This is a genomic window from Synechococcus sp. R6-10 (assembly GCF_047461815.1).
Taxonomy (GTDB): Bacteria; Cyanobacteriota; Cyanobacteriia; order Thermostichales; family Thermostichaceae; genus Thermostichus.
Window position 1 is genome coordinate 1 of the sequence record NZ_JANSHW010000156.1, and the last position, 20,282, is coordinate 20,282.

Consider the following 20,282-nt stretch of genomic DNA (forward strand, 5'->3'; position numbering starts at 1 on the left):
CACCCAGAAAGGGGGAGAAGAGGCGAGGGTGTAGGCGTAAAGACGAATACCGCGGTCAACCCAAGCGCCCTGAAACGCTGCGGCCAAAACCCCCAACCCCACTCCCAGGAAACCGGAAAGCAGCCAGGCAATTGCCAGTAAGGGCAGCGATAGCTCAAACCGCTGTTGAATGACCTGCACCACTGGCTGATCGAACACCATTGAGGTGCCCCAGTTGCCTTGAACCATCTGCCCAAGCCAGTTCCCAAAGCGAAGCAGCATGGGCTGATCCAGCCCCCAACGCTGGGCAATCAGGTCTCGTTGGGCTGGGCTGATCTGCAGCATGTCGGCCCCTACATAGGCTTGTACGGGATCAACAGGGGAGAAGCTGAGCAGGGCAAACGTCAGGACTGCCACAGCCGCCAGCAGCAACCCCAGCCGAGTCAGCTTATAAGCCAGAAACAGCAGAACTGACCTCAGTTGCACGTCCATTTCCAACGGGTGATGTTGGCCGTGATTGGCCAACCATGGCCATGAGGCTGTACCTGCGGCTGGCCTATATCCAAGCACTCGTGGACAAAGTAGGTATGATCCAGGTTCACCAACCAAGCCCAGGCTGCATCTCCTTTGGCAGTAAAGCCTTGCTTTCCATCCCACTGGGCTGCCCGCCAGAAGGGGATAGCTTCAGCTTCAGAGGGGGCCTCCATAGCCAGATCCAGCATTCGATCCACAAACGGGTTGGCATAGTAGCCGGCATTGAAAAATCCCCCCTGGGCCGCTTTGCTGTGGTAGAGGTTGTACATCTCAGTTGGGTCATGGCTGCCCCAGCCAAACAGCACCACGTTGCTGTGCATGAGCGGAGTGATGTCATCCCAACTTTTGCCCTCGACATTGACTCGGATGCCCACAGGCCGCAGCATTTCTGCAACAGCTAGGGCCAGGGCTTGGCGAATACTGTCGTTGGCCGGGTAGAGCACGGTGAACTCAGCCCGCAGCCCGTTTTTTTCCACTGCCCCATCCCCATCTTTATCGCTCCAGCCTCCCTCAGCTAGAATCTGACGGGCCAGGTCTGGATTGTTGTCCTCAATCTTGGCGGTCGGCTCTTCCCAGGGCAAACCGCTGACTGGGCCATAGGCAGGGGATCCGTAGCCTTCTAGGACTCCATCCACCAGCGCCTGTCGGTCAATGGCGAAGTTGACCGCCTTGCGAATCGCCAAGTTAGAAGTCACATCGTTGCCGATGGGGTATCCCTTTGGGGTTGTTGCACCGGTTTTAGGGGGAAAGGGGAACATCAGCCCTCGGTTATCCACACTGGGAATGGCGTGAAGCTTCATGCCCTCAACAGTTTGCTTAGCCAAAGACTGAGGCACGCTAACCACGTGTACCTGTCCGGCTCGGGCTGCTGCAAAGGCTGCATCCTCCTCCAGGAAAAGGAAAACCAGCCGCCGAATGCCAGGAGTCTGGCCGTAATATAAGGGATTTGCCTCCACAATCAGTTGTTGCCCCTCATCCCACTGCACCAGTCGGTAGGGGCCAGAGCCAATGGGTTTGCGAGCATAATCAGGCCCGTGGGCATGTTGAGGCACGATACCCAAGGTGATGAGGCGGTTGACAAAAGTACTTTGGGGTTTTTGCAGCCGCAGCTCCACCGTATGAGTGTCGATAGCTACTGCTTCCTTTAGGGCGGTTAGGTCGACCAGACCACCACTCCGAGCTGCTTGGTTAAAGGTGTAAGCCACGTCCGCTGCTGTGACAGGTTTTCCATCGGAGAAGACTGCATCCTTTCGTAGGGTTACCGTCCAGGTTAGGCCATCTTGGCTGACAGTGTAGCCAGTCGCCAGGTCGTTTACAATCTCAAGGTTCTCGTCCCGCCGCAGCAGAGTGCTTTGGAACAAAGGCGAACCGTAACGTCCCCAGCCCAGGGTGGGATCAAATCCTTCTTCCCTTTCCCCTCCAATGGCCAGCACGATTTGATCGCTGGATCCTGCTAGCTTTGGATCGAAAGCTGTCCGCTCAGCAGCATTCTGAGCGCATCCAGCCCACATCTGGCTCAGCAAGAAGAGGCCCACAGACCACACAGTTACTTTTAAGCTTGATGCCATAGAAACCCCGATCTGTCGCTTTTTCAGCAAAAAGGAGCAAACCCCCTTGCCTCCTGGACAAGACTTATGGCAGCTAAGCTATCACTGCCTTATCTTGAGAGCAATGCAGGGGGGGAGGATGCTTAGAGGATTCCGATGACTTCCTGCAAGACCGCTGGGTGAAAGGTGAGGTCTGGTAGCTCCAAAGGCTGCTGGCTTGGTGATGATTGAAGCACTCTACTCCCGTCTCTGAACTCCGTGATACGATGTAGCTCAGCTATCGGTTCTGACGGGGATCAGCCGCCAGAGGAAACGGGGAAAGAGCAGTGAGAATCTGCCGCTGTCCCGCAGCTGTGATCCGGTTTAGGAGAAGTCCTGCAGCAAATCTCTAGAGTCATTCGCTGCCGATCCAGATCTTGTCCCCCAAAACCGTGTCAGTCAGAATGCCCGCCGATGGTTTTTCTAAACTTCACAACATCTGCGAGGTACAGATGGTAACTGTCTTGGCTTTAGCTCGTTTCTGCTTTCGTTATCCTGAGCATTTTCCCGGCGTTGCTCCCACAAGCTTTCGGTACTCCTCAGCAGTAGAAATAAGTCCAAGAACCCAAGCAAGACTCTGAGCCAGTTGGCCGGGAGAGAGTAAATTTTGGGTGCTGTTGCACCAAGATCTATCAAGATCTACAGCCCGCCTACGCGAAGGAAAGAGTGAGATGTCAGGCTTCCTGACTTCAATTGGTAGGCTGGCAAGTAGCCACTGCGATCGCTGGCTGCGTTGAGTATCTTTTTTGCGCAAAAGGCAGTGTTTTGTTGGGGTTCCAGAGGCAAGAGAGGAACAGCCGGTTTCTTCCTTGGCGGGCGGGATCCCAGTTGAGGGCGAATTGAACGCAGGAAAATTAGAAAACTCAGTATTTGGGATGGCACACAACATGACTGCACAAACCATGACATTGGGGTATGCCCGCATGGGCAAGCGCCGCGAGCTCAAAAAAGCTTTGGAAGGCTTTTGGAGTGGTGCCCTAGGGTCAGAGGCTCTGCTGGCTACCTTTTGGGATTTGGAGACTCAAGCCTGGCAGACTCAGCTACAAGCTGGGATTGATCACATTGCGGTAGGGGATCAGACTCTCTACGACCATGTACTGGACTGGGCCACCTGGCTGGGGCTGATCCCCTCTCGGTTCCGAGGTCTGTCGGGTTTAGACCGCTACTTTGCCATGGCGCGGGGGCGGGAGGGCCTGCCGGCTTTGGAAATGACCAAGTGGTTTGACACCAACTACCACTACTTGGTACCCGAAATTGAGCCGGAAGCCGATCCCAGTCCTAACTTTGGGGATTTTTTGGAAAGAGTTCGGCGGGCCCAAGGGATCCTAGGGGAGCGCACCAGCCCCGTTGTCCTCAGTCCAGTGACTTTGCTCTGCCTTAGCCAGCGATCTGGGGATCTGCGGGCGGACTTGGAAAAGCTCCTTCCTCTGTACCGGGATCTCCTCCAGGAGTTAAAACAGCTGGGGATCCCAGAAGTCCAGATTCACGATCCCATTTTGGTTACCAGCCAGGGAAGTGGCCTGCGGGAAGCTGTGGAAATGAGCTACCGCCAGTTGGCAACCGCCGGGATCCCTGTCCACTTGGTCACCTACTTCGATGACCTGGGGGAGACTTACCCCTGGGTGGTGCAACTGCCGGTGGCCGGCATTAGCCTTGACTTTACCCGTGGCCACACCCTGGATCTGGTAAGAACCTATGGCTTTCCGGCTGACCAGATCCTAGGTGCTGGCGTAGTGGACGCTCGGAATGTCTGGAAGGTTCAGCCTGAGACCGTCTTGGCCAGCCTGCGGGAGCTGCAGGGGGTAGCTCCCAACCTACGGGTGCAGCCTTCCGCTTCGTTGCAATTTGTGCCCCACGACGCTGCTCTGGAAGCCCAGTTGCCGGAACCCCTCAGAAATGTCCTCAGCTTTGCCGAACAGAAGCTGGCCGAAGTAGCTCTCCTGGCGCGAGCCCTCAACGGCGAAGACACTGCTGCCCAGCAGGCGGAAATCCAGCAGCAATGGCAGAGCTTTGCGCAGTTTAGCCCCCCCAACCCCCAAGTGCGCCAGGCTTTGGCCAACCTCAAGCTCCAGGACTTCGAGCGATTCCTGCCCTACGAGCAGCGCCTAAGTCGGCAGGTTCAGCTACCACCTTTGCCCACCACCACCATTGGCTCCTTCCCCCAAACTCCAGAGGTGCGGCAGTGGCGAGCTAAGTACAAAAGAGGGGAGGTTTCGCAGGCGGAGTACGAAGCAGCCATTGACGCTGAGATTGCCAAGTGCATCCGCATTCAAGAAGAGATTGGCCTGGATGTGTTGGTGCATGGGGAATTTGAGCGCACCGACATGGTGGAGTACTTTGCCCAGAAGCTGGAAGGCTTTGCCTTCACTGAACACGGCTGGGTGCAGAGTTACGGCAGCCGCTGCGTGCGCCCTCCCATTCTCTACGGCGACGTGGTTCGCCCCCAACCCATGACAGTGCGGGAATTCCAAGTAGCCCAGTCCCACACCCAAAAGCCGGTGAAAGGCATGCTCACGGGGCCAGTGACTATGCTCAACTGGTCCTTTCCCCGTGTTGATATTCCCCGGCGGGAGCAGGCTTTGCAGATTGCCCTGGCCTTGAGAGCCGAAGTGGCAGATCTGGAAGCGGCTGGAGCGGTGATGGTGCAAGTGGATGAGCCGGCACTGCGGGAGGGGCTACCTCTGAAAAAAGAACGCTGGCCAGAATACCTCAGCTGGGCAGTGGATGCCTTTCGCCTAGCTACCGGCGGGGCCAAGCCGGAAACCCAGATTCACACCCACATGTGCTACTCAGAGTTTGGGGACATCATCGAGCACATTGAGCGGCTGGATGCCGACGTGCTTTCCATTGAAAACAGCCGCAGCAACAACAAAACCCTGCTGCAAATTGCCCAGGCTGGGTATCGTCACCAGGTGGGCAACGGCGTTTACGATGTCCACAGCCCTGCGGTGCCGAGCGTTGAGCAAATCCTGCAGCAGCTGCGCACAGGACTGGCCCACTTGCCTGTGGAGCAAACTTGGGTTAATCCCGATTGTGGCCTCAAGACCCGCCGCTGGGAGGAGGTGATCCCCGCACTGAAAAATATGGTGGCTGCCGCTCATCAGCTAGGGGAGGAGCTTCTGGAAACCCAACCTGAGGGTCTGCGCGAGTAAGGCCCACGACCCGCTGATGTAACTGGTCGGGCTGGCTTGACAAGTCGCCGCGGGCGGTGCCGCTGTTGTGCTGATGCGGCTGGCTTAGGGCCTACGGTCTGCTGATGCAACCGGCAAAGCTGCTCTCCGGGATCTCAAAAAGCTTGTGAAGAGCAAACTAGGGATCCCGGCAGCCCTCAGCGCAGATCATACAGGCGCCCTCCCTCCATGCGCACCACCCGGTGGCCGGCCCGCTCCACCAGATAGGGGTCATGGCTGGTCATGATGACGGTCACCCCAAAGGAATTGAGCCGCTCCAAAATCTGGAGAACCAAGAGGGAGTTTTCCGGATCTAGGTTTCCTGTTGGCTCGTCCGCCAGCAGCAGCACCGGCATGTTGACAATGGCCCGGGCCAGGCTGAGGCGCTGCTGTTCCCCCCCCGAAAGCTCATGGGGAAAGTGATCTCGCTTTTCGGTCAGCCCCACCATCTTTAGGGTCGGCCCGATGCGACGGCGGATTTCTGCGGGGGACAGCCCTTGGGCGCGCAGCACGAAGGCCACATTTTCTGCCAGGGTGCGGTTGGCCAGAAGGCGATAATCTTGGAAAACCACCCCCAAGCGCCGCCGCAACATGGCCAGCGGACGCGGTGGGATGCGGTAGGGTCGCCGCCGCCCTTCAGAAGAAAAGAGACAGACTTGATCGACGATGACCGTGCCCTCGGTGGCCTGTTCCGCCCCGTAGAGTAGCCGCAGCAGGGTGGACTTGCCCGCCCCGGAGACCCCAGTTACGAACACAAACTCGCCGCGGCGCACCTCCAAGTTCACATCCTGAAAAATTAAGTTGCCGTTGGGAAAGACCTTGCTCACGCCCCGCAAGGACACCATGCTGGCCGGGGCTTGCAGGGATCCGGATTGGGTGCTGCTGTAAAAGCCCAGGGTGGCCTCTGGATGGGCTGGGGCAGGGGGATGAGGGGTCGGAGCCGTACCCGCCCAACGGTGTAAGCGAGGAGGATAGCCGATGTGCTGACCGATCACCATAGTAAGCGCCTAGACAGAGGAGGGAGAGAGCGCCGGCAGACTAGGGGCGCAAACGAGAAGAGGGATCCCACAGCACTCGCCAGACAAAGCTGGGCAGAGCTAACATGCGTCGCCAGCGCCAGGGTTCCTGATAGAGACGATACAACCATTCCAGGTGATGGTCACGCCACCAACGGGGCGCTCGCCGTTTTTGGCCGGCCCAAATGTCCAAGCTGCCCCCCACCCCCATCCAGATGGCTTGGGGCAAAAGGGGACGCCACTTTTGGATCCACAGCTCCTGCCGCGGGGATCCCAGCCCCACCCACACTAGTTGCGGTCGAAATTCCTGGAGAGCTTGCAGAAGCTCTTTTTCTTCCTCGCTAGAGAAGTAGCCGTGGTAGCCCCAGAGGGCCAAAGCAGGACACTGGGCTTGCCAATATCGAATTGCTGCCCGGTTGACTTCCGGCCTTCCCCCCACCAAGGCCAAGCGCCACCCCCGTTCTGCCGCCAACGGGATCAGGGTTTCTGCCAGCTCGATCCCCGGCACCCGCTGGACGCGGATCCCCTGCCGCCGCAGGGCCCACACCACCCCAATGCCATCGGGGATCACCAGCTCCGCCGCTTGCAGCACCTGGGCAAAGGCGGGATCCCGCTGCGCCTGCATGATCATTTCCGGGTTGCAGGTAACCACCTGAGCGCCCTGACCCTCCCGAATACGCGCCTCAATCCAGGTGGCGTAGCTCTGTAGGCTGGCCTCCGGCAGAGCAAGGTGCAGGTTCACGCCCAGAATCGCATGGATGGATAACGACACTACCGACCGAATGCTGGCCCCCACTGGAGCCGTTGGACACGCTTTTAAGATAGCCCGGACCTTCTCCCAGAGGGAGAGGGGAGTTCGAGGAGGCATTTCATGGCTATTTGACCACGAAAATCTCTTCCCTCAGGCATCCGCGGCGGCATCCACGGCGTATCTCCATCAGACCAGGCCAGAGGGAATTGCCCGACCCAGAGCAAGCCCCTGAAGGTTGGTTGCCATCTTTCGAGACAGGAGACTTGAGATGAAGACTGCAAAGACTCCCTTCGCTCTGCCTCAATTGGCCGCCGAATGGGATCCCAGCCCTGCAACCTCCCGCCGCAGCTTGTTGTTGGCTGGTTTGCTGGCGGGTGTAGGTGGAGCAATTGGATTGCGCACCCTGCCCGGTGCCGCCCAGTCCAACACTGCCGACATCGCCATCCTCAACGCGGCCATTGACTTGGAACAGCAGGCAATCTGGGCCTACAAAACCGCTGCCGGCAAGTTGAGCAATACTGAGGTGGGCAAGATCGTGTTGGAAGTGGCCACCAAGAACCTGAAGGATCACGAGCAGCATCGGGATCTGCTGGCGGGTGCCGTGCGGCAACTGGGAGGGATCCCCTCTCGGGCCCGGGATAGCTACGACCTTTCCACCTACATCGACAACAAAGAAGGCAATCTCGATTCCGATGCCAACATTGCCAAGCTGGCCCTGGCTCTGGAGTTTGATGCAGCCTTGGCTTACAACGACGCGTTTACCCAGCTTTCCAACAAAGACCTGGTGGCTGCCGCCAGCACCATTGGCCCCAACGAAGTTGCCCATGCCACTGCAATCCGGGCCGTGTTCCACAGCCTTGATCCCAGCATTCTGGTGGTGCCTGCCCCCTTTGTCAGCGCCGAGACTCGGGAGCGCTGGATCCTGAAGGTGTAAAACCCCTGCCGGCGATGACTTCCAGCTAAAGCCGCCAACCCCCGGCGACAGCAAGGTGTAGAACCCCCACCGGCGCTGATCTCCAAAGCCTTCCAACGTCCTCTGTAGGATCTTGGGGTTTGGAGATCTTTGGAGGTTCTTTGGAGGTCAAGGTGTTCCACACCGCTGTCGCAATCGCCTTCTTCTGAACGCCTCAGCTTTTTTTCGCTTCCTAACCTGTGTGGAGAAAGCCCTATGCCAATGACGCGGCGGCTGCTGTTGCTGAGTGGACTGGGATCCCTGCTCAATGCGGGGGCCATCTTGGCCGTGGATCGGTGGCGACAAGCCAGCTCCGTTGCGGAGCGGGATCCTGTCGAGGCAACGGCGGCAGCAGAGGTAATCATTCGGGGGTTTCAATACCTGCCCTCGGAGGTTACCCTCAAGCGGGGGGGCAAGGTGACCTTCACCAACCTGGATTCCACCCCCCACACGGCTACTCCTGTGGAGGGAGCGCAGTTTCAAGGGACGGGACGGCTAAGTCGCAACGAGAGCAAAGCGGTGGTGTTCGAAGTAGCTGGGATCCAGGAATATTTCTGCGATATCCACCCCAGCATGGTGGGCCGCATTGTCGTCGTCGATTAGGTGAAGGCCATGCAAATGGAACCCCTGGGATCCCCTCTTCCCTTCTGGAACATTTGTCGGCGGGTGTACCTGGTTTGGGCCGTCCTTTTGGGGATTGGGTTTGCTGCCACCCAGTTTCACCAAGAGGCCAACATCAACTGGCTGTGGTTGGTGATTTCCCTGGTTGGCTTGGGCTACATGGTGCGGCAGACCAGGCTGCCGGAGTTTCGAACAGCCGGACTGGCCCACCTCTACTTTGTGGGTTTGGTGTGGACGCTGGTGATCGCCCAGGGCATGATCCTCTCGGTGCTGCCCTTTGTCGGGCGTACCCCTTTGGCAGCTTTGAGCCCATACCTGGGGGTGTTTTGGCTGTGGCAAATGGGGCTGGGTCACTGGCTCAACGGCTTGGTGGATCCGCCGCGCCTCCCCTACTGGATCACCGGTGGGATCCAGATCCTGGCCGGAGTTGCCTGCCTGCTGTGGGGGCTGGAATGGCAGTTTGCGGTGGCAGGGGGAATCGGGGCTTTGGCCATGCTTCTTTTGATCCGGTTGCACTGACCCGTTCACTGATCTGACTTTGGGGTCTTATCCAGGCGCACTCGCCAAACTCCACCTCCCACGGCCACTTCATCCCCAGGGCGCAGCTTGCGTCCCCGCCGGGTTTCCACCTCACCATTCACCCGCACTTGCCCCGCTTGGATGAGCTGCTTGGCCTGCCCGCCGGTGGGAACAACCCCCGCCAGCTTGAGGAACTGATCCAGCTTGATTACAGGATCCGTCGCCGGCTGGGGATCCCTTTGAGCAGTCTCCGCCATCACTTCACCCAAATGGTTTTGACATTCACAAATTCCAGGATCCCTTCCCGACTCAGTTCCCGTCCATACCCTGAGCGTTTGATGCCGCCGAAGGGAAGGCGCGGGTCGGACTTGACCATGCCATTGATGAACACGGATCCCGCCTCCAGCTCCTCCAGCAGGCGCTCTTGTTCCTCTGGATCGGTTGTCCAGGCGCTGGCGCCCAGGCCAAAGGGCGTGTTGTTGGCCAGCTCAATGGCTGCCGACACATCCGGGACGGTGAACAGCAGCGCCACCGGCCCGAACACCTCCTGGTGGGCCACCGGATGATCCGGGGGGATGTCGCTCAGGATTGTGGGCGGGTAAAAATTCCCTCCCCAGGGGGAGCCACCGATGTGAACTTTGGCCCCCGCCTGCACCAAAGCCTGCACCTGTCCATCCACCTCTTGCAGAATGCTGGGGGTAGCCAGAGGCCCCACATCGGTTTGCGGATCCAAGGGATCCCCCACCTTGAGCCGGCGAAATCGCTCCGTCATGGCAGCCGTGAAAGGTTCGGCGATAGCCCTGTGCAAGATAAATCGTTTGGCGGCAATGCAGGATTGGCCGTTGTTGATCAGACGGGCCGTGACCGCTGTGGCGACTGCTGCCTCCAGATCGGCGCTGGGCAGCACGATGAAGGGATCGCTCCCTCCCAGTTCCAGCACTGTTTTTTTCAGATGTTGACCGGCCAAACGGGCCAGGCTGGAGCCGGCGGCTTCGCTGCCGGTGAGGGCGGCCCCCCGCACCCGTTCATCCGCCACCACCTCTGCCACCTGGGCTGCTGTGATCAGCAGGGTTTGAAAGACCCCTGGCGGAAATCCCCCCTCCCGAAAGATCTGCTCTAGGGTCAAAGCCGATTGGGGCACGTTGGAAGCATGTTTCAGCAAGAGGGTATTGCCCGCCATCAGGGCCGGGGCTGCACAGCGAAACACCTGCCAAAAGGGAAAGTTCCAGGGCATCACTGCCAAAATCACCCCCAGCGGCTGGTAGCGGATCCCGCTGCGGCTGGCAAAGTGCTCCGCACCGGTGGCATTCGCGTAAGCGTTGCGTAGCAATATGGAGCGCTCGGCCAAGAATCCCTCTGCCTCCGCGGCATAGTAGCGACAAACCCAAGCGGATTTTTCCACTTCCGCAACGGCAGAGGCCAAGGTTTTGCCCATCTCCAGGCTGATTAGGCGGCCAAACTCCGCTTTGCGCTCCTCCAGGATCCCTGCCACCCGCTTCAGCCAGGCGGATCGCTGAGCAAACGGGATCCGACGATAGCTCTGAAACCGCTCGTGGGCTTGGGCGATACAGCTTTGGATCTGCCCAGCGTCGAAAACGGGGTAGCGAGCCAATTCCTCTCCGGTGGTGGGGTTGATGCTGACCAGGTGCCCCTTCGCGTAAGCGTTGCGTAGCAATATCGTTTTCCCTCAACGCCTGTTTCTCCACTCTGGCATTTGTGCTCTGCCTGGAATAGTGCTCCGCACTGCTACTGCGTTCGCGTAAGCGTTGCGTAGCAATATGGAAAGATTTGCGGAGTGGGGGACTCAGGGTTGCGGGCTGCCGGTGGTGTCTGTTCGGGATGGCGGGGCGGATCCAGGAGCAGACCAGAACTCGTAGGCTGCTTGCGACAAGCTGGCGATCAGCCCTTCGGCTCTGGGATCGTTGGGGGTTTCTCGCTTCACCCACACCGCCGCCACATAGCGCCGCCCGTTGGGCAAATCCAGGATCCCGGCATCCCCCACCACGGAGCTCAAGGTTCCCGTTTTGTGGGCAATGCGCACCTCTTGGCCCAGATTGGGCCGGAAGTAGGAGAGCCGTTGGGTGCGCCAGAGAATATCCAAAAAGCGGTCGCGGCTGCGGCGGTTCAACATGCGCCCCTGTTCCACCTGGCTGAGCAGCCAAACCATGTCGCGCGGGCTGCTGGTGTTGGTGCCTTCCAGATCCGGTAGCCACCATGAAATTTGCGTGTGTTGTAGTCCCCACTGCCGAAATTTTTGGTTGAGAGCCTCCTGCCCACCCAGGCGATCGATGATCAGATTGGTGGCGAAGTTGTCGCTGAGGGTGATCATCAGGGTGGCCGCTTCCAAAGCAGAAACCTGGGATCCGAGGGGTCGGGTTTGCAACACACCAGCTCCCCCTCCCTTGAGATCTTCCCGCAGAGTGAGCTGTTCATCCAGCCGCACCTGTCCGGTTTCCACAGCCTGGAAAAAAGCCAAGAGAATGGGGATCTTAATCACACTGGCGGCAGGAAAAGCCTGATCCGGCCTAACCCCGGCAAAGGCGCCAGTTTCCACCTCCCAGAACAGAGCCCCTGCCGTCAAGCCCGGTTGGTCGGCCAAAGCGGCCAAGCGCTCCTGCAAAGCCGGGATCGCTTCTCCCCGCAGAATGTCACTTGGCAATGCCGGCGGGGGAGGATCCCCAAGCTGCGTCGTGGACTGTTCTGTCCGGCCAGCGGTGGTCGATTGCAGCAGTTGCGAGAGGCCCGCCATCGTCAGGCCCAGGATGAGACTTAAGCTCAGTCCCCTGAGCAACACTTGCCCGAGAGATGGAGAACGTCTCAAGCGGCGAGGCCGGGCAGCCCGTTGGCGCAGACGAGCAATGGCTTTCTGGCGAGCAAGACGCAGCGGTTGAGGACGGGAAACCAATAGGGATCCCCTAGGGGCAGGAAGCAGGCGACCAGAACCTGTTTGCGGCTTTGACCCCTCTGGAGGCGGGACGGCGTTCTTGGCAGGTTGTGGAGGGCGGCGGGGATCCCGCGACTTCTCTGGCAAAGGCCTACGGCCCGCTAGCGCGGATGGATCGGTGCCTTTCCTCTCCCTTGCTCTGGTCATAAGAACGATTGCCTTAACACCATACTTCTGACAGACACTGCTGGCAGTTTCACCGACTCCACTCCGGTGAGCTTGGCTTAATTAAACCCACATTAAACCCACAAATTGGCCAACCTGCCCTGACCTAGATTGCAAAACGCCCATCAAACCGTCCTCGCGACACGAAGCCTAGCAACAACCCCGCCAAAGGCAGGATGAGTCCCTGTTGCCAGAGCATCCACTCAGAGTCGTTTTAAAAACTTAGGTTGATCCGTGACCCCCCTTTCCCTCTGGAAGAGGGGCTGGGAATAGTCGCGGAAGCGGCGCGGAGCGCTTTTGCCAAGTCCAGGAAAACCGTCAGATCTGTTCTCTCTGAGGGGGCTCACACCCATGGGGAGCCAGCTCCCGGCTAGCCCTTGCAGAGCCGATACACGGGCAAAGTGAAATGAAAGCTGCTGCCTTTGCCCAAGGAAGACTCCACCCAAATCTGGCCGTAGTGAGCGCGCACGATCCGTCGGCAGAGGGAAAGGCCGATGCCATAGCCCTCCTGCTGTTGATCCCGGGACAGACGGACAGAATCGGAGAAGATGCTCTCTTGGTCGGCTTCCGGGATCCCAGGGCCGGTATCGCTGACGGTCACCTGCACCTTTTGGCTGGTGCGATGGAGGACATCGAGGCGGATGGATCCCCCGGCGGGGGTGTACTTGATGGCGTTGTCCAGCAGGTTGAACAGAACTTGGCGGATCTTGTCGGGATCCACGTGAACAGAGGGCAGATCCACGGGAATATCCGCTTGAAACTGCAGCCGCTTGCCTTGAATGCGCGGCCATAGCTCCTCGATCACCGCCTGACACAAGCCGGGCAACTGGGTTTCTACGGCTCGAATCCTCAGCTCCGAGGCAGCGCCACGGGCCGACTCCAGGATATCGGTGATCATGCTGTCCATCTTGCGCAGTTGCTGGCGGGCATGGTCGAACAACTGCCGTTCCAGCGCTTTGTCCAGGGATCCCTCGCGCCCCTGCTGCAGGGTTTCGACCGCCAGAGCCGTGGCCGTCAGGGGACTGCGCAAATCATGCACCAGCATGGCCAGAACGCGATCTTTGAAGTCCAACTGCTCCCGCAATTGGGCCCGCTCCTGCCGCAGCAAAAACACCTCTTCCGACATTTGCAACAGTGCCTCGGTGGTCGGAGGGGAGGCGGGATCCCGTCCTGCTCCTTCTTGTTCGCGGAAGCGGACCGTAGGTCCATGGGCGGCCAAAGCCGCTTGGCCTTGCCAACGAGGCCACCACACTTCCAACTGCGTCGCCAAGTCTGCGCCCGCCAAAACTTGAGCGGGCAAGGGCTCAGCCTTGACCAGAGCCGGAGTGGCCACCAGCTTGTAATGCTCTGCCAGGTAGGGGTGCTCCTCCAGCGGCACCACTTCCAGTTGAGCAGGGTATTGGCCGGGCAACCCCTGGATGTGCTGGCGCAGATGCTCCTCAAGCTCGGCAACAACAGCTCGACTCTTGGCGAACAGCAGCAGGCGAATGACAGAACGAGCGGAGGTGAGGTCTGGCGAAGTTTGCATAGGCCAAAATCCAAAAGCCAAAGGTTGGCGTTTCAGCAGCCGGGATTGCCGTGCGCTCGAACCGTAGGAGCCATTGCTGCTTGTTCCTTCCTAACACTAACCTTGGGAAAAGCTTAAAAAGGGACATGGAGTGTAACAAGAAAGACCCCTCAGCGTGTATCTTTCCCGGCCGAGGAACAGCCGCAGGAGAGTATGGCCAGAACCCGCCCACGGAACTTAACAGAACTTAGTGAAACAGGTAGGCCAGCCCCACCAGCAGGGCCACCAACCCCACCGCCGTCAGGGTGAAGTGCAGCAGGGAGGTCTTGCCTTTGCGCACCATGTTGCGCATGGCCAGGCGGGTATAGCTGGGGGAGGATCCCTGTTGCTCCGCAACGCTTGCGCGAACGCCAACCGACGGAGAATCTGTAGAAGAGGGCTGCGCCATTGGGATGACCCGGGCGATAATTTACACTACCTTTAGACTAGCCCAATCTACCCCCAGATGGAGGGGTTTCCAAAGCTTCAACCTACTTGCTGAAGAGGGGCCATAGCTGTCGCGGGGGGATCTTCCGGTGCCAAAATAACGACAGCATCCCCCTCTTTTGCCCCCCATGTTGCAAGTTCAGCATCTTTCCTACCATCCGGCAGGCGTTTCCCAGCCCATTCTCAACGATCTTTCCTTTGAGTTGGGCCTGAACCAGTTGGGGCTGATCGTGGGCAAAAGTGGGGCGGGCAAGAGCACCCTGCTGGAGATTTTGGCTGGCTTGGCGCGGCCCACCCAAGGACGGATTACCTGGGGAGGGGCAGAACTTTCCCCCAACCGCTTGCGCAGCATGGCGGGGTTGGTGTTTCAGTTTCCAGAGCGCCACTTTTGCGGCTTGACGGTGCTGGAGGAAATGCGCTTTGGTTATCCAGAGCTACAGAGAAAAGAGATCGAAAACGCCCTCAGACAGGTGGGATTGGAAGGGATCCCTCTACATACCTCCCCAAACCGCCTCAGCGGCGGGCAACAGCGGCGCTTGGCCCTGGCCGTCCAGTTGATCCGTGGCCCGTTTTTGCTGTTGCTGGATGAGCCGACGGCAGGATTGGATTGGTCGGTGCGACGGCAGTTGATCGAGCTGTTGGCTCGGCTAAAGTCCACCTGGACGGTGTTGGTGGTTTCCCACGACCCGGAGGAGCTGTCCTCCATTGCCGATGTGCGGTGGACATTGCAGGCGGGATCCCTGAAGCTGTTGCCGACGGAGGCTTTGCTTCACAGGTAGCGGCGGGGATCCACCGGTTGGCCATTGACGCGCACTTCAAAGTGAACATGGGGCCCGGTGGAGAGGCCGGTGGAGCCGGAAGCAGCAATTGCTTGCCCCCGCTGTACCTGCTGGCCTACCCCAACGGCAACGCGGCTGTTGTGGGCGTACAGGGTGGTGATGCCGCCGCCGTGATTCACAATCACCGTGTAGCCATAGCCGCCGTACCAGCCGGCGTAGATGACGGTGCCCCGGTCGGAGGCTCTCACCGCAGTGCCGGTGGGCACACCAAAATCGATCCCCGCATGAAAGCGGCGACTGCGGTAGATGGGGTGAACCCGCCAGCCAAAGCCACTGGTGATCGGCCCGCGCACCGGAGCGATGAATCGGCCCGTCCCTTGAACGGGATCCCTGCCCCCCTGCTGTTGGGCCTGCTGGGCGATCAGTTGCTGGATGAGGAGAGTCAACTGTTGGGAATCGGCTTCCAGCCGCCGTTGGGCTGCTTCATAGGCCGCGCGTTCGTTGGCCAAGCGGCTCAACAGCTGCTCTTGGGCGACCGCCTGCTGCTGCAGTTGGTTCTTCTGGGCGGCCAGCTCCTGCAAAATCAAAGAGATCTCGTTGCGCTGCATCTCCAGAGCAATGCGCTGTTGATCCACCTCCTTGGCCATTGCTTGCAGCTCTTGGATCAACTGCCGATCCGCCTCGATCAACAGTTGCAGTTGGTGGCGGCGGTCGAAAAACTCGTTCAAGTCACGGCTGGTGAGCAGCAAAGCCCACCAATGTTCGGCCCCCTGTCGCTGCATGTAGCGCAAACGGGCAGCCGTGCCCTGTTGCTGCCGTCTCAGGCGGTCTTCCAGCTCCTGTAGCTCCTTTTGAGCTTGCTCCAGGGCTTTCTGGGCTTGTTCCAGACGATACTGATTGTCGCGAAGGCTGGATTCGGTCTGTCGAATGTTTTGCTGCAGGGATCCCATGCGGCGGCGGGCTTCTTCTTCTGCTTGGCGCAGTTCTCCCAAGCGGCGCTGAGTGCTCTGGATTTGTTGCTGGATCTGCTGCTGCCGCTGTTGCAATTGGTTGACATTCTGCGCCTGAGACGGGGCAACCCCCCCCAGTCCCCCCAACAGCAAGAGGGTGAGCAATCCGAGCGCTATCCACCCTTTTAGCCTGTGTGCCCCACGACTGAGACTCGTCACTCCTCACACCCTCTGCGACTGACCCATCGACCCTAAGGATACAAAGATCCCCACGGATCTGAATCGGGCCTGAGCTGGCTATTGCCGGTTATGGCTGCTTGACAAGAAATAGAAAGAAGCGACAGGACATAAGAAAAAGACCCTGGCGACACAGCGGCGTCACTCTCAGGAGCAGTGAAACTATTCGTTTCTTTGTTTTGACTTTCCTCTCCCAGGGAAAGAAGGGTTAGGGGCGAGGGGCAACCGGGAACTGTCTCAAACCTGTTTGAAATAACCACACCGCTGTTAGGCTCGTACTAACCTTTGGATCTCATGGGTCTGATGGTGGGCAGCCCAACCCACCGGCGAGCGACAGCGACCTCAACATCTGGCAAAGATGAGAAACCGATGAGAGGGTATTTCCCCACAGATGGTATTCGAGGATTTTGAGTGCGGTTTCGGGAAAGGGTCACAGCACCCCTGGCTACTCCATCTGTGGCAGCAGCCGCTGATTGCCGTGATCCGCCTCTGGGCCAGCCCAGCCCAAGCTCTCGAGGGAGCCATGCTGGCCATCCGAGCCGGGATCCGCCACATTGAAATCACCACGCAAGTTCCCCAATACCTGGAGTTGATTGCCCAACTGCGGCAAGACCACCCGCAGTGTTGGATAGGGGTGGGCACTGTTCTCGATCGGCAGGTGGCGGAGCAGGCTTGGCAGGCAGGAGCCCAGTTTTGCGTTTGCCCCTTAACCGATGAGCAAGTCATCCGCTGGGGTCGGGAGGTGGGGCTGCCCATCGTGCCCGGTGCCCTCACCCCCAGCGAGATCTGGAGGGCGTGGCAGGCGGGGGCAACGGCAGTAAAGGTGTTTCCGGTGGAGAGCATGGGGGGATCCCGCTACCTGCGCCATTTACAATCGGTGCTGGGATCCCTGCCGTTGATCCCCACCGGGGGAGTCACCTTGGCCAAGGCAGCGGAATACCTGCAAGCAGGGGCCTGGGCAGTGGGCATTGCCGGGGATCTGTTCCCGACAGAGGATTTGGACTCAGGCTGCCATCTGTTGGAGAATCGACTGCGACAGGTGCTGCAGCAGCTTGCGGAGCAGAGAAACAAAACCTGGCCCAATCCGGGCAAACTAGTAGAATAGGGGGCGTGGTGTGAGTGAGGCCCGCATGGATGGATCTCTAGATCTCTATCTGCAATTCAACATCCCCAGCCCGGTTGAAGAAGCCACTTGGCGTCATTGGTTTGAGATCTGGCTGAAAGAGCTGGGAGTCCAGGAGCCATGCGAGCTCAGCCTTTGCCTCACTTCCGATGAGCACATCCGCCAGCTCAACCGCGAGTTTCGCCACCTCGACGAGCCTACCGACGTGCTGGCCTTTGCCGCACAGGAGATGCTTGCCCCCTTTGGGATCCAAGACATAACGGGGGTACGCCTACTGGGGGATATTGTGATTTCGGTGCCCACCGCCCGCGCACAGGCCAAAGCGCAGGGGCATCGTCTCTCGCAAGAGTTGGCCTGGTTGGCCAGCCACGGGTTGCTCCATCTGCTGGGGTGGGATCACCCGGATGAACTGTCCCTGCAGCGCATGTTGCAGCAACAGCGACAGTTGCTCGCAGCCATCCAACTGGATGGGGAGGTGGCCCATGGCCAACAGCCCTAGTCGGTTGCCGGAGCGTTCTCGCCTGGCGGTGTTCCGGCGGCGCGTCCATTCCAGAGACCCAGCGCAGCCATCTGAGGCGGATCGGGCAGCCAGTGCCGAGCCTTTGGGAAGGGATCCCTGGCGACGCCCCCCCTCTTGGCAAGTGGCCGACAACTTGGGCAAAAGTTTCTACTACGCGGGCAAGGGCTTGGTCTATGCCATCCGCACCCAGCGCAACTTGCGCATTCACATGGTGATGGCGGTGATGGCCTTTGGCCTTGGGCTGGGCCTGCAGCTGAGCGCCCTGGAAATGGCCGTGATTAGCCTAACCAGCGGTTTGGTGATGGCGCTGGAGCTGGTGAATACCGCTCTGGAAGCAGTGGTGGATCTCACCCTGGGCAGCAAGTACCATCTCCTGGCCGAGATCGCCAAAGATTGCGCGGCGGCAGCGGTGTTGATGGCGGCAGTGGCGTCCTTGATGGTGGCGGCTTGGCTATTTCTTCCGCCCTTGGTGTTGCTGCTGCAAGATGGCTTCCCGGCAGCAGGGTAGCTCCCCGACTGGAGAGGGAGTTTCCTATCCAGACGGCTGGGAGTGGATCACCACCCGTCCTCCCTGCCGGTCCAGGTTGAGCAGTTTGGCCTCCGCTTCAATATCCAACTGCGCCCAAGCGCTGACCATCGCGGATCCCACCCGTTCCCGATTCTCGGGAGCACAGAGGGCCAGAAGAGTGGGGCCGGCTCCGCTGATCACCACCCCATAGGCTCCGGCAGCCATGGCTGCAGCTTGAACCGTTTTGAACCCAGTGATCAGCTCCATACGCGCCGGCTGGTGCAGCCGATCCTGCAGAGCCACCTTCAGCCAGTCCACCCGCCCCGACTGCAAGCTGCGGATGAGTAGGCCCAGATGGCTGCTGGAAAAAACTGCATCCGCCAAGCTGACGGATTTGGGCAGGATCTCGCGGGCCGCTTGGGTGGAAAGCTTAAAGTTGGGCACCACAGCCAGGATGCCAATGCTCTCATGCCACTCCACGGGACAAAACACCCATTGCCCCTGCTGTCCCTGCACACAAAGCTGACAACTGCCCTGCAGGGCGGGCACCACATTGTCTGGGTGGCCCTCCAAGGCAATAGCCAGTTGTAGAAGGGTTTCGGGAGCTAAGTTGAGTGCTCCAATGGCATTGGCCCCCAGTAAGCCGCCGACAATGGCGGTGGCAGAACTGCCCAACCCCCGCGCCAGGGGCACGTTGAGGGTAATTTCGATTTCTACCCCCGGCACAGGCTTACTCAGCAGCTCAAAGGCGCGGCAAAAAGCCCGGTACACCAGGTTGTCCTTGCTTTGGCTGATGTGGTCGCTGCCACGGTAGTGGATGCTGAGGCCGGAAGGGATCTCGCGAAAATGGAAGTGATTGTAGAGCTCTAGGGCTGCACCGATGCAGTCGAACCCTGGCCCCAAGTTGGCGGTGGTGGCCGGGACGATGACCTCTACGCGTTCTTTGACCAAGGGGACAACTCCTCAGTGAACGGTGGGTAACTCAATGTCTGCGGGCTCCCATTATCCTACGAACGATGGCCAGACCTTGGATATTCTCGCCACCTCTGCTCGGTCTGCAGCTCGCCGAGGCAAACGCGCTGATCCAGCGGAGCTTTTGGACTATCCCGAAAGGTTTCTGACCATGATTGGTTCTTGTGACTTATTTGTGACTTCATTGAGTATCGGGAATGTTGGGCCTGTTTCAACTCCAGCCTTTGCCATTGGCTGAACCCATCAGGGATCCTGAAAGAAGTGCGGGAGGGATCGGGGGGTGCAGGGGCTGTCTTGGTTGGTGTTGGGTTTGAGCTATGTCGGGTTGGGACTGGGATCCCTGCCTAGGTTGCGTATGAACCGGGCCACCATCGCCCTGGTGGGATCCGCCCTGTTGATTGGCTTGGGGACCTTGTCGCTACGGCAGGCTTGGGAAGCCATTGACCCGACCACGATTGTGTTTCTCCTGAGCATGATGGTGGTAAATGCCAGCTTGTCCTATGGGGGGGCTTTTCAGTTGGCTTTGCTGGGCTTGATTCGGGTGAGCCGCAGCCCCTTTGGCCTGTTGATCATGCTGGTGTTCGGCAGCGGGCTGCTCTCGGCTTTCCTGCTCAACGACACGCTGGCGCTGGTGTTTACTCCCCTGACTTTGCAGGTCACAACGGTGCTGGGGTTAAACCCGATTCCCTATCTGCTGGGCTTGGCGGCAGCCACCAACCTGGGATCCGTCGCCACCCTGAGCGGCAACCCGCAGAATATTTTGATCGGCTCCTTCTCTGGGATCGGCTATCTGGAGTTTGCTGCCCAGATGACCCCCATTGCCGTGGTGGGGCTGCTGCTGGAAGTGGGGTTGCTGTGGCTGTACTACCCTGAGGTGCGCTCGTTGAAACCCTTTGCTCGGGTGCCTTGGCTGCCGCTGCGGCTCTACCCGCCCCTGTTGCGCAAGAGCGTGGTGATTACGGG

Annotated in this window: 19 protein-coding genes, 1 pseudogene and 1 riboswitch; of the genes and pseudogenes, 9 read left to right on the forward strand and 11 right to left on the reverse strand. The window is 59.3% G+C overall.

Annotation, left to right across the window (positions count from 1 at the left end; translation table 11 throughout):
- A pseudogene (locus tag NW837_RS05045) lies at nucleotides 1-471 on the reverse strand (ABC transporter permease); the annotation flags it as partial.
- On the reverse strand, nucleotides 456-1,946 hold the full coding sequence (locus NW837_RS05050; protein WP_414329575.1) for an ABC transporter substrate-binding protein: 1,491 nt from the start codon (nucleotides 1,944-1,946) through the stop codon (nucleotides 456-458). The pseudogene NW837_RS05045 and the gene NW837_RS05050, both read right to left, overlap by 16 nt.
- 378 nt (nucleotides 1,947-2,324) lie before the next feature.
- Nucleotides 2,325-2,530, forward strand: a riboswitch (cobalamin riboswitch).
- Between the two features lie 456 nt (nucleotides 2,531-2,986).
- On the opposite strand from NW837_RS05050, the gene metE reads away from it, so the two are divergent.
- On the forward strand, nucleotides 2,987-5,251 hold the full coding sequence (gene metE, locus NW837_RS05055) for a 5-methyltetrahydropteroyltriglutamate--homocysteine S-methyltransferase (protein ID WP_011433481.1): 2,265 nt from the start codon (nucleotides 2,987-2,989) through the stop codon (nucleotides 5,249-5,251).
- A 176-nt stretch (nucleotides 5,252-5,427) separates the two neighbouring features.
- Here metE and NW837_RS05060 read toward each other — a convergent pair whose 3' ends face one another.
- On the reverse strand, nucleotides 5,428-6,267 hold the full coding sequence (locus NW837_RS05060) for a cell division ATP-binding protein FtsE (protein ID WP_238376738.1): 840 nt from the start codon (nucleotides 6,265-6,267) through the stop codon (nucleotides 5,428-5,430).
- 40 nt (nucleotides 6,268-6,307) lie between these two features.
- Complete coding sequence (locus NW837_RS05065; protein WP_414329577.1) at nucleotides 6,308-7,057, reverse strand: WecB/TagA/CpsF family glycosyltransferase; 750 nt, start codon at nucleotides 7,055-7,057, stop codon at nucleotides 6,308-6,310.
- A 247-nt stretch (nucleotides 7,058-7,304) separates the two neighbouring features.
- On the opposite strand from NW837_RS05065, the gene NW837_RS05070 reads away from it, so the two are divergent.
- The 3 genes from NW837_RS05070 (at nucleotide 7,305) to NW837_RS05080 (ending at nucleotide 9,128) form a co-directional block, all read left to right on the forward strand.
- Entirely contained in the window at nucleotides 7,305-7,970 is a 666-nt protein-coding gene (locus NW837_RS05070) for a DUF4439 domain-containing protein (protein WP_414329579.1), read from the forward strand.
- Between the two features lie 234 nt (nucleotides 7,971-8,204).
- Complete coding sequence (locus NW837_RS05075; protein WP_414329581.1) at nucleotides 8,205-8,591, forward strand: cupredoxin domain-containing protein; 387 nt, start codon at nucleotides 8,205-8,207, stop codon at nucleotides 8,589-8,591.
- A gap of 9 nt (nucleotides 8,592-8,600) precedes the next feature.
- On the forward strand, nucleotides 8,601-9,128 hold the full coding sequence (locus tag NW837_RS05080) for a hypothetical protein (protein ID WP_414329583.1): 528 nt from the start codon (nucleotides 8,601-8,603) through the stop codon (nucleotides 9,126-9,128).
- Nucleotides 9,129-9,133: 5 nt separating this feature from the next.
- On the opposite strand, the gene NW837_RS05085 is transcribed toward NW837_RS05080, so the two are convergent.
- The 5 genes from NW837_RS05085 to NW837_RS05105 all read right to left on the reverse strand — a co-directional run bounded on the left by NW837_RS05085 (nucleotide 9,134) and on the right by NW837_RS05105 (nucleotide 14,192).
- Nucleotides 9,134-9,385, reverse strand: a complete 252-nt coding sequence (locus NW837_RS05085; protein ID WP_414329585.1) for an RNA-binding S4 domain-containing protein — start codon at nucleotides 9,383-9,385, stop codon at nucleotides 9,134-9,136.
- Entirely contained in the window at nucleotides 9,385-10,803 is a 1,419-nt protein-coding gene (locus NW837_RS05090; protein WP_414329587.1) for an NAD-dependent succinate-semialdehyde dehydrogenase, read from the reverse strand. Before NW837_RS05090 ends, NW837_RS05085 begins: the two co-directional genes overlap by 1 nt.
- Nucleotides 10,804-10,932: 129 nt before the next feature.
- The gene (locus tag NW837_RS05095) at nucleotides 10,933-12,033 is read right to left on the reverse strand and encodes a serine hydrolase (protein WP_414329589.1); all 1,101 of its coding nucleotides are present in this window, start codon (nucleotides 12,031-12,033) and stop codon (nucleotides 10,933-10,935) included.
- A 574-nt stretch (nucleotides 12,034-12,607) separates the two neighbouring features.
- On the reverse strand, nucleotides 12,608-13,765 hold the full coding sequence (locus NW837_RS05100) for a histidine kinase (protein WP_414329591.1): 1,158 nt from the start codon (nucleotides 13,763-13,765) through the stop codon (nucleotides 12,608-12,610).
- Between the two features lie 226 nt (nucleotides 13,766-13,991).
- Entirely contained in the window at nucleotides 13,992-14,192 is a 201-nt protein-coding gene (locus tag NW837_RS05105; RefSeq protein WP_011433491.1) for a DUF3285 domain-containing protein, read from the reverse strand.
- Between the two features lie 166 nt (nucleotides 14,193-14,358).
- Here NW837_RS05105 and NW837_RS05110 point away from each other — a divergent pair, with 166 nt between their 5' ends.
- Nucleotides 14,359-15,009 (forward strand): ABC transporter ATP-binding protein, encoded by a 651-nt coding sequence (locus tag NW837_RS05110; RefSeq protein ID WP_011433492.1) that lies wholly within the window; start codon nucleotides 14,359-14,361, stop codon nucleotides 15,007-15,009.
- Here the strand turns inward: NW837_RS05110 and NW837_RS05115 are convergent.
- Entirely contained in the window at nucleotides 15,000-16,124 is a 1,125-nt protein-coding gene (locus NW837_RS05115) for a murein hydrolase activator EnvC family protein (protein WP_414329593.1), read from the reverse strand. The genes NW837_RS05110 and NW837_RS05115 overlap by 10 nt on opposite strands.
- 463 nt (nucleotides 16,125-16,587) lie before the next feature.
- Here NW837_RS05115 and eda point away from each other — a divergent pair, with 463 nt between their 5' ends.
- The 3 genes from eda to NW837_RS05130 are packed head-to-tail and all read left to right on the forward strand — an operon-like array spanning nucleotide 16,588 to nucleotide 18,347.
- Nucleotides 16,588-17,301: a bifunctional 4-hydroxy-2-oxoglutarate aldolase/2-dehydro-3-deoxy-phosphogluconate aldolase gene (gene eda, locus NW837_RS05120; protein WP_414329595.1), complete on the forward strand. Its 714-nt coding sequence runs from the start codon at nucleotides 16,588-16,590 to the stop codon at nucleotides 17,299-17,301.
- A gap of 25 nt (nucleotides 17,302-17,326) precedes the next feature.
- Entirely contained in the window at nucleotides 17,327-17,818 is a 492-nt protein-coding gene (gene ybeY, locus NW837_RS05125; RefSeq protein ID WP_414329597.1) for an rRNA maturation RNase YbeY, read from the forward strand.
- Entirely contained in the window at nucleotides 17,802-18,347 is a 546-nt protein-coding gene (locus NW837_RS05130; RefSeq protein WP_414329599.1) for a diacylglycerol kinase family protein, read from the forward strand. Before ybeY ends, NW837_RS05130 begins: the two co-directional genes overlap by 17 nt.
- A gap of 24 nt (nucleotides 18,348-18,371) precedes the next feature.
- On the opposite strand, the gene thrB is transcribed toward NW837_RS05130, so the two are convergent.
- On the reverse strand, nucleotides 18,372-19,298 hold the full coding sequence (gene thrB / locus NW837_RS05135) for a homoserine kinase (RefSeq protein WP_414329601.1): 927 nt from the start codon (nucleotides 19,296-19,298) through the stop codon (nucleotides 18,372-18,374).
- 301 nt (nucleotides 19,299-19,599) lie between these two features.
- Here thrB and NW837_RS05140 point away from each other — a divergent pair.
- Nucleotides 19,600-20,282: SLC13 family permease (locus tag NW837_RS05140; RefSeq protein WP_414329603.1), on the forward strand; the 683-nt coding region annotated here is incomplete at its 3' end.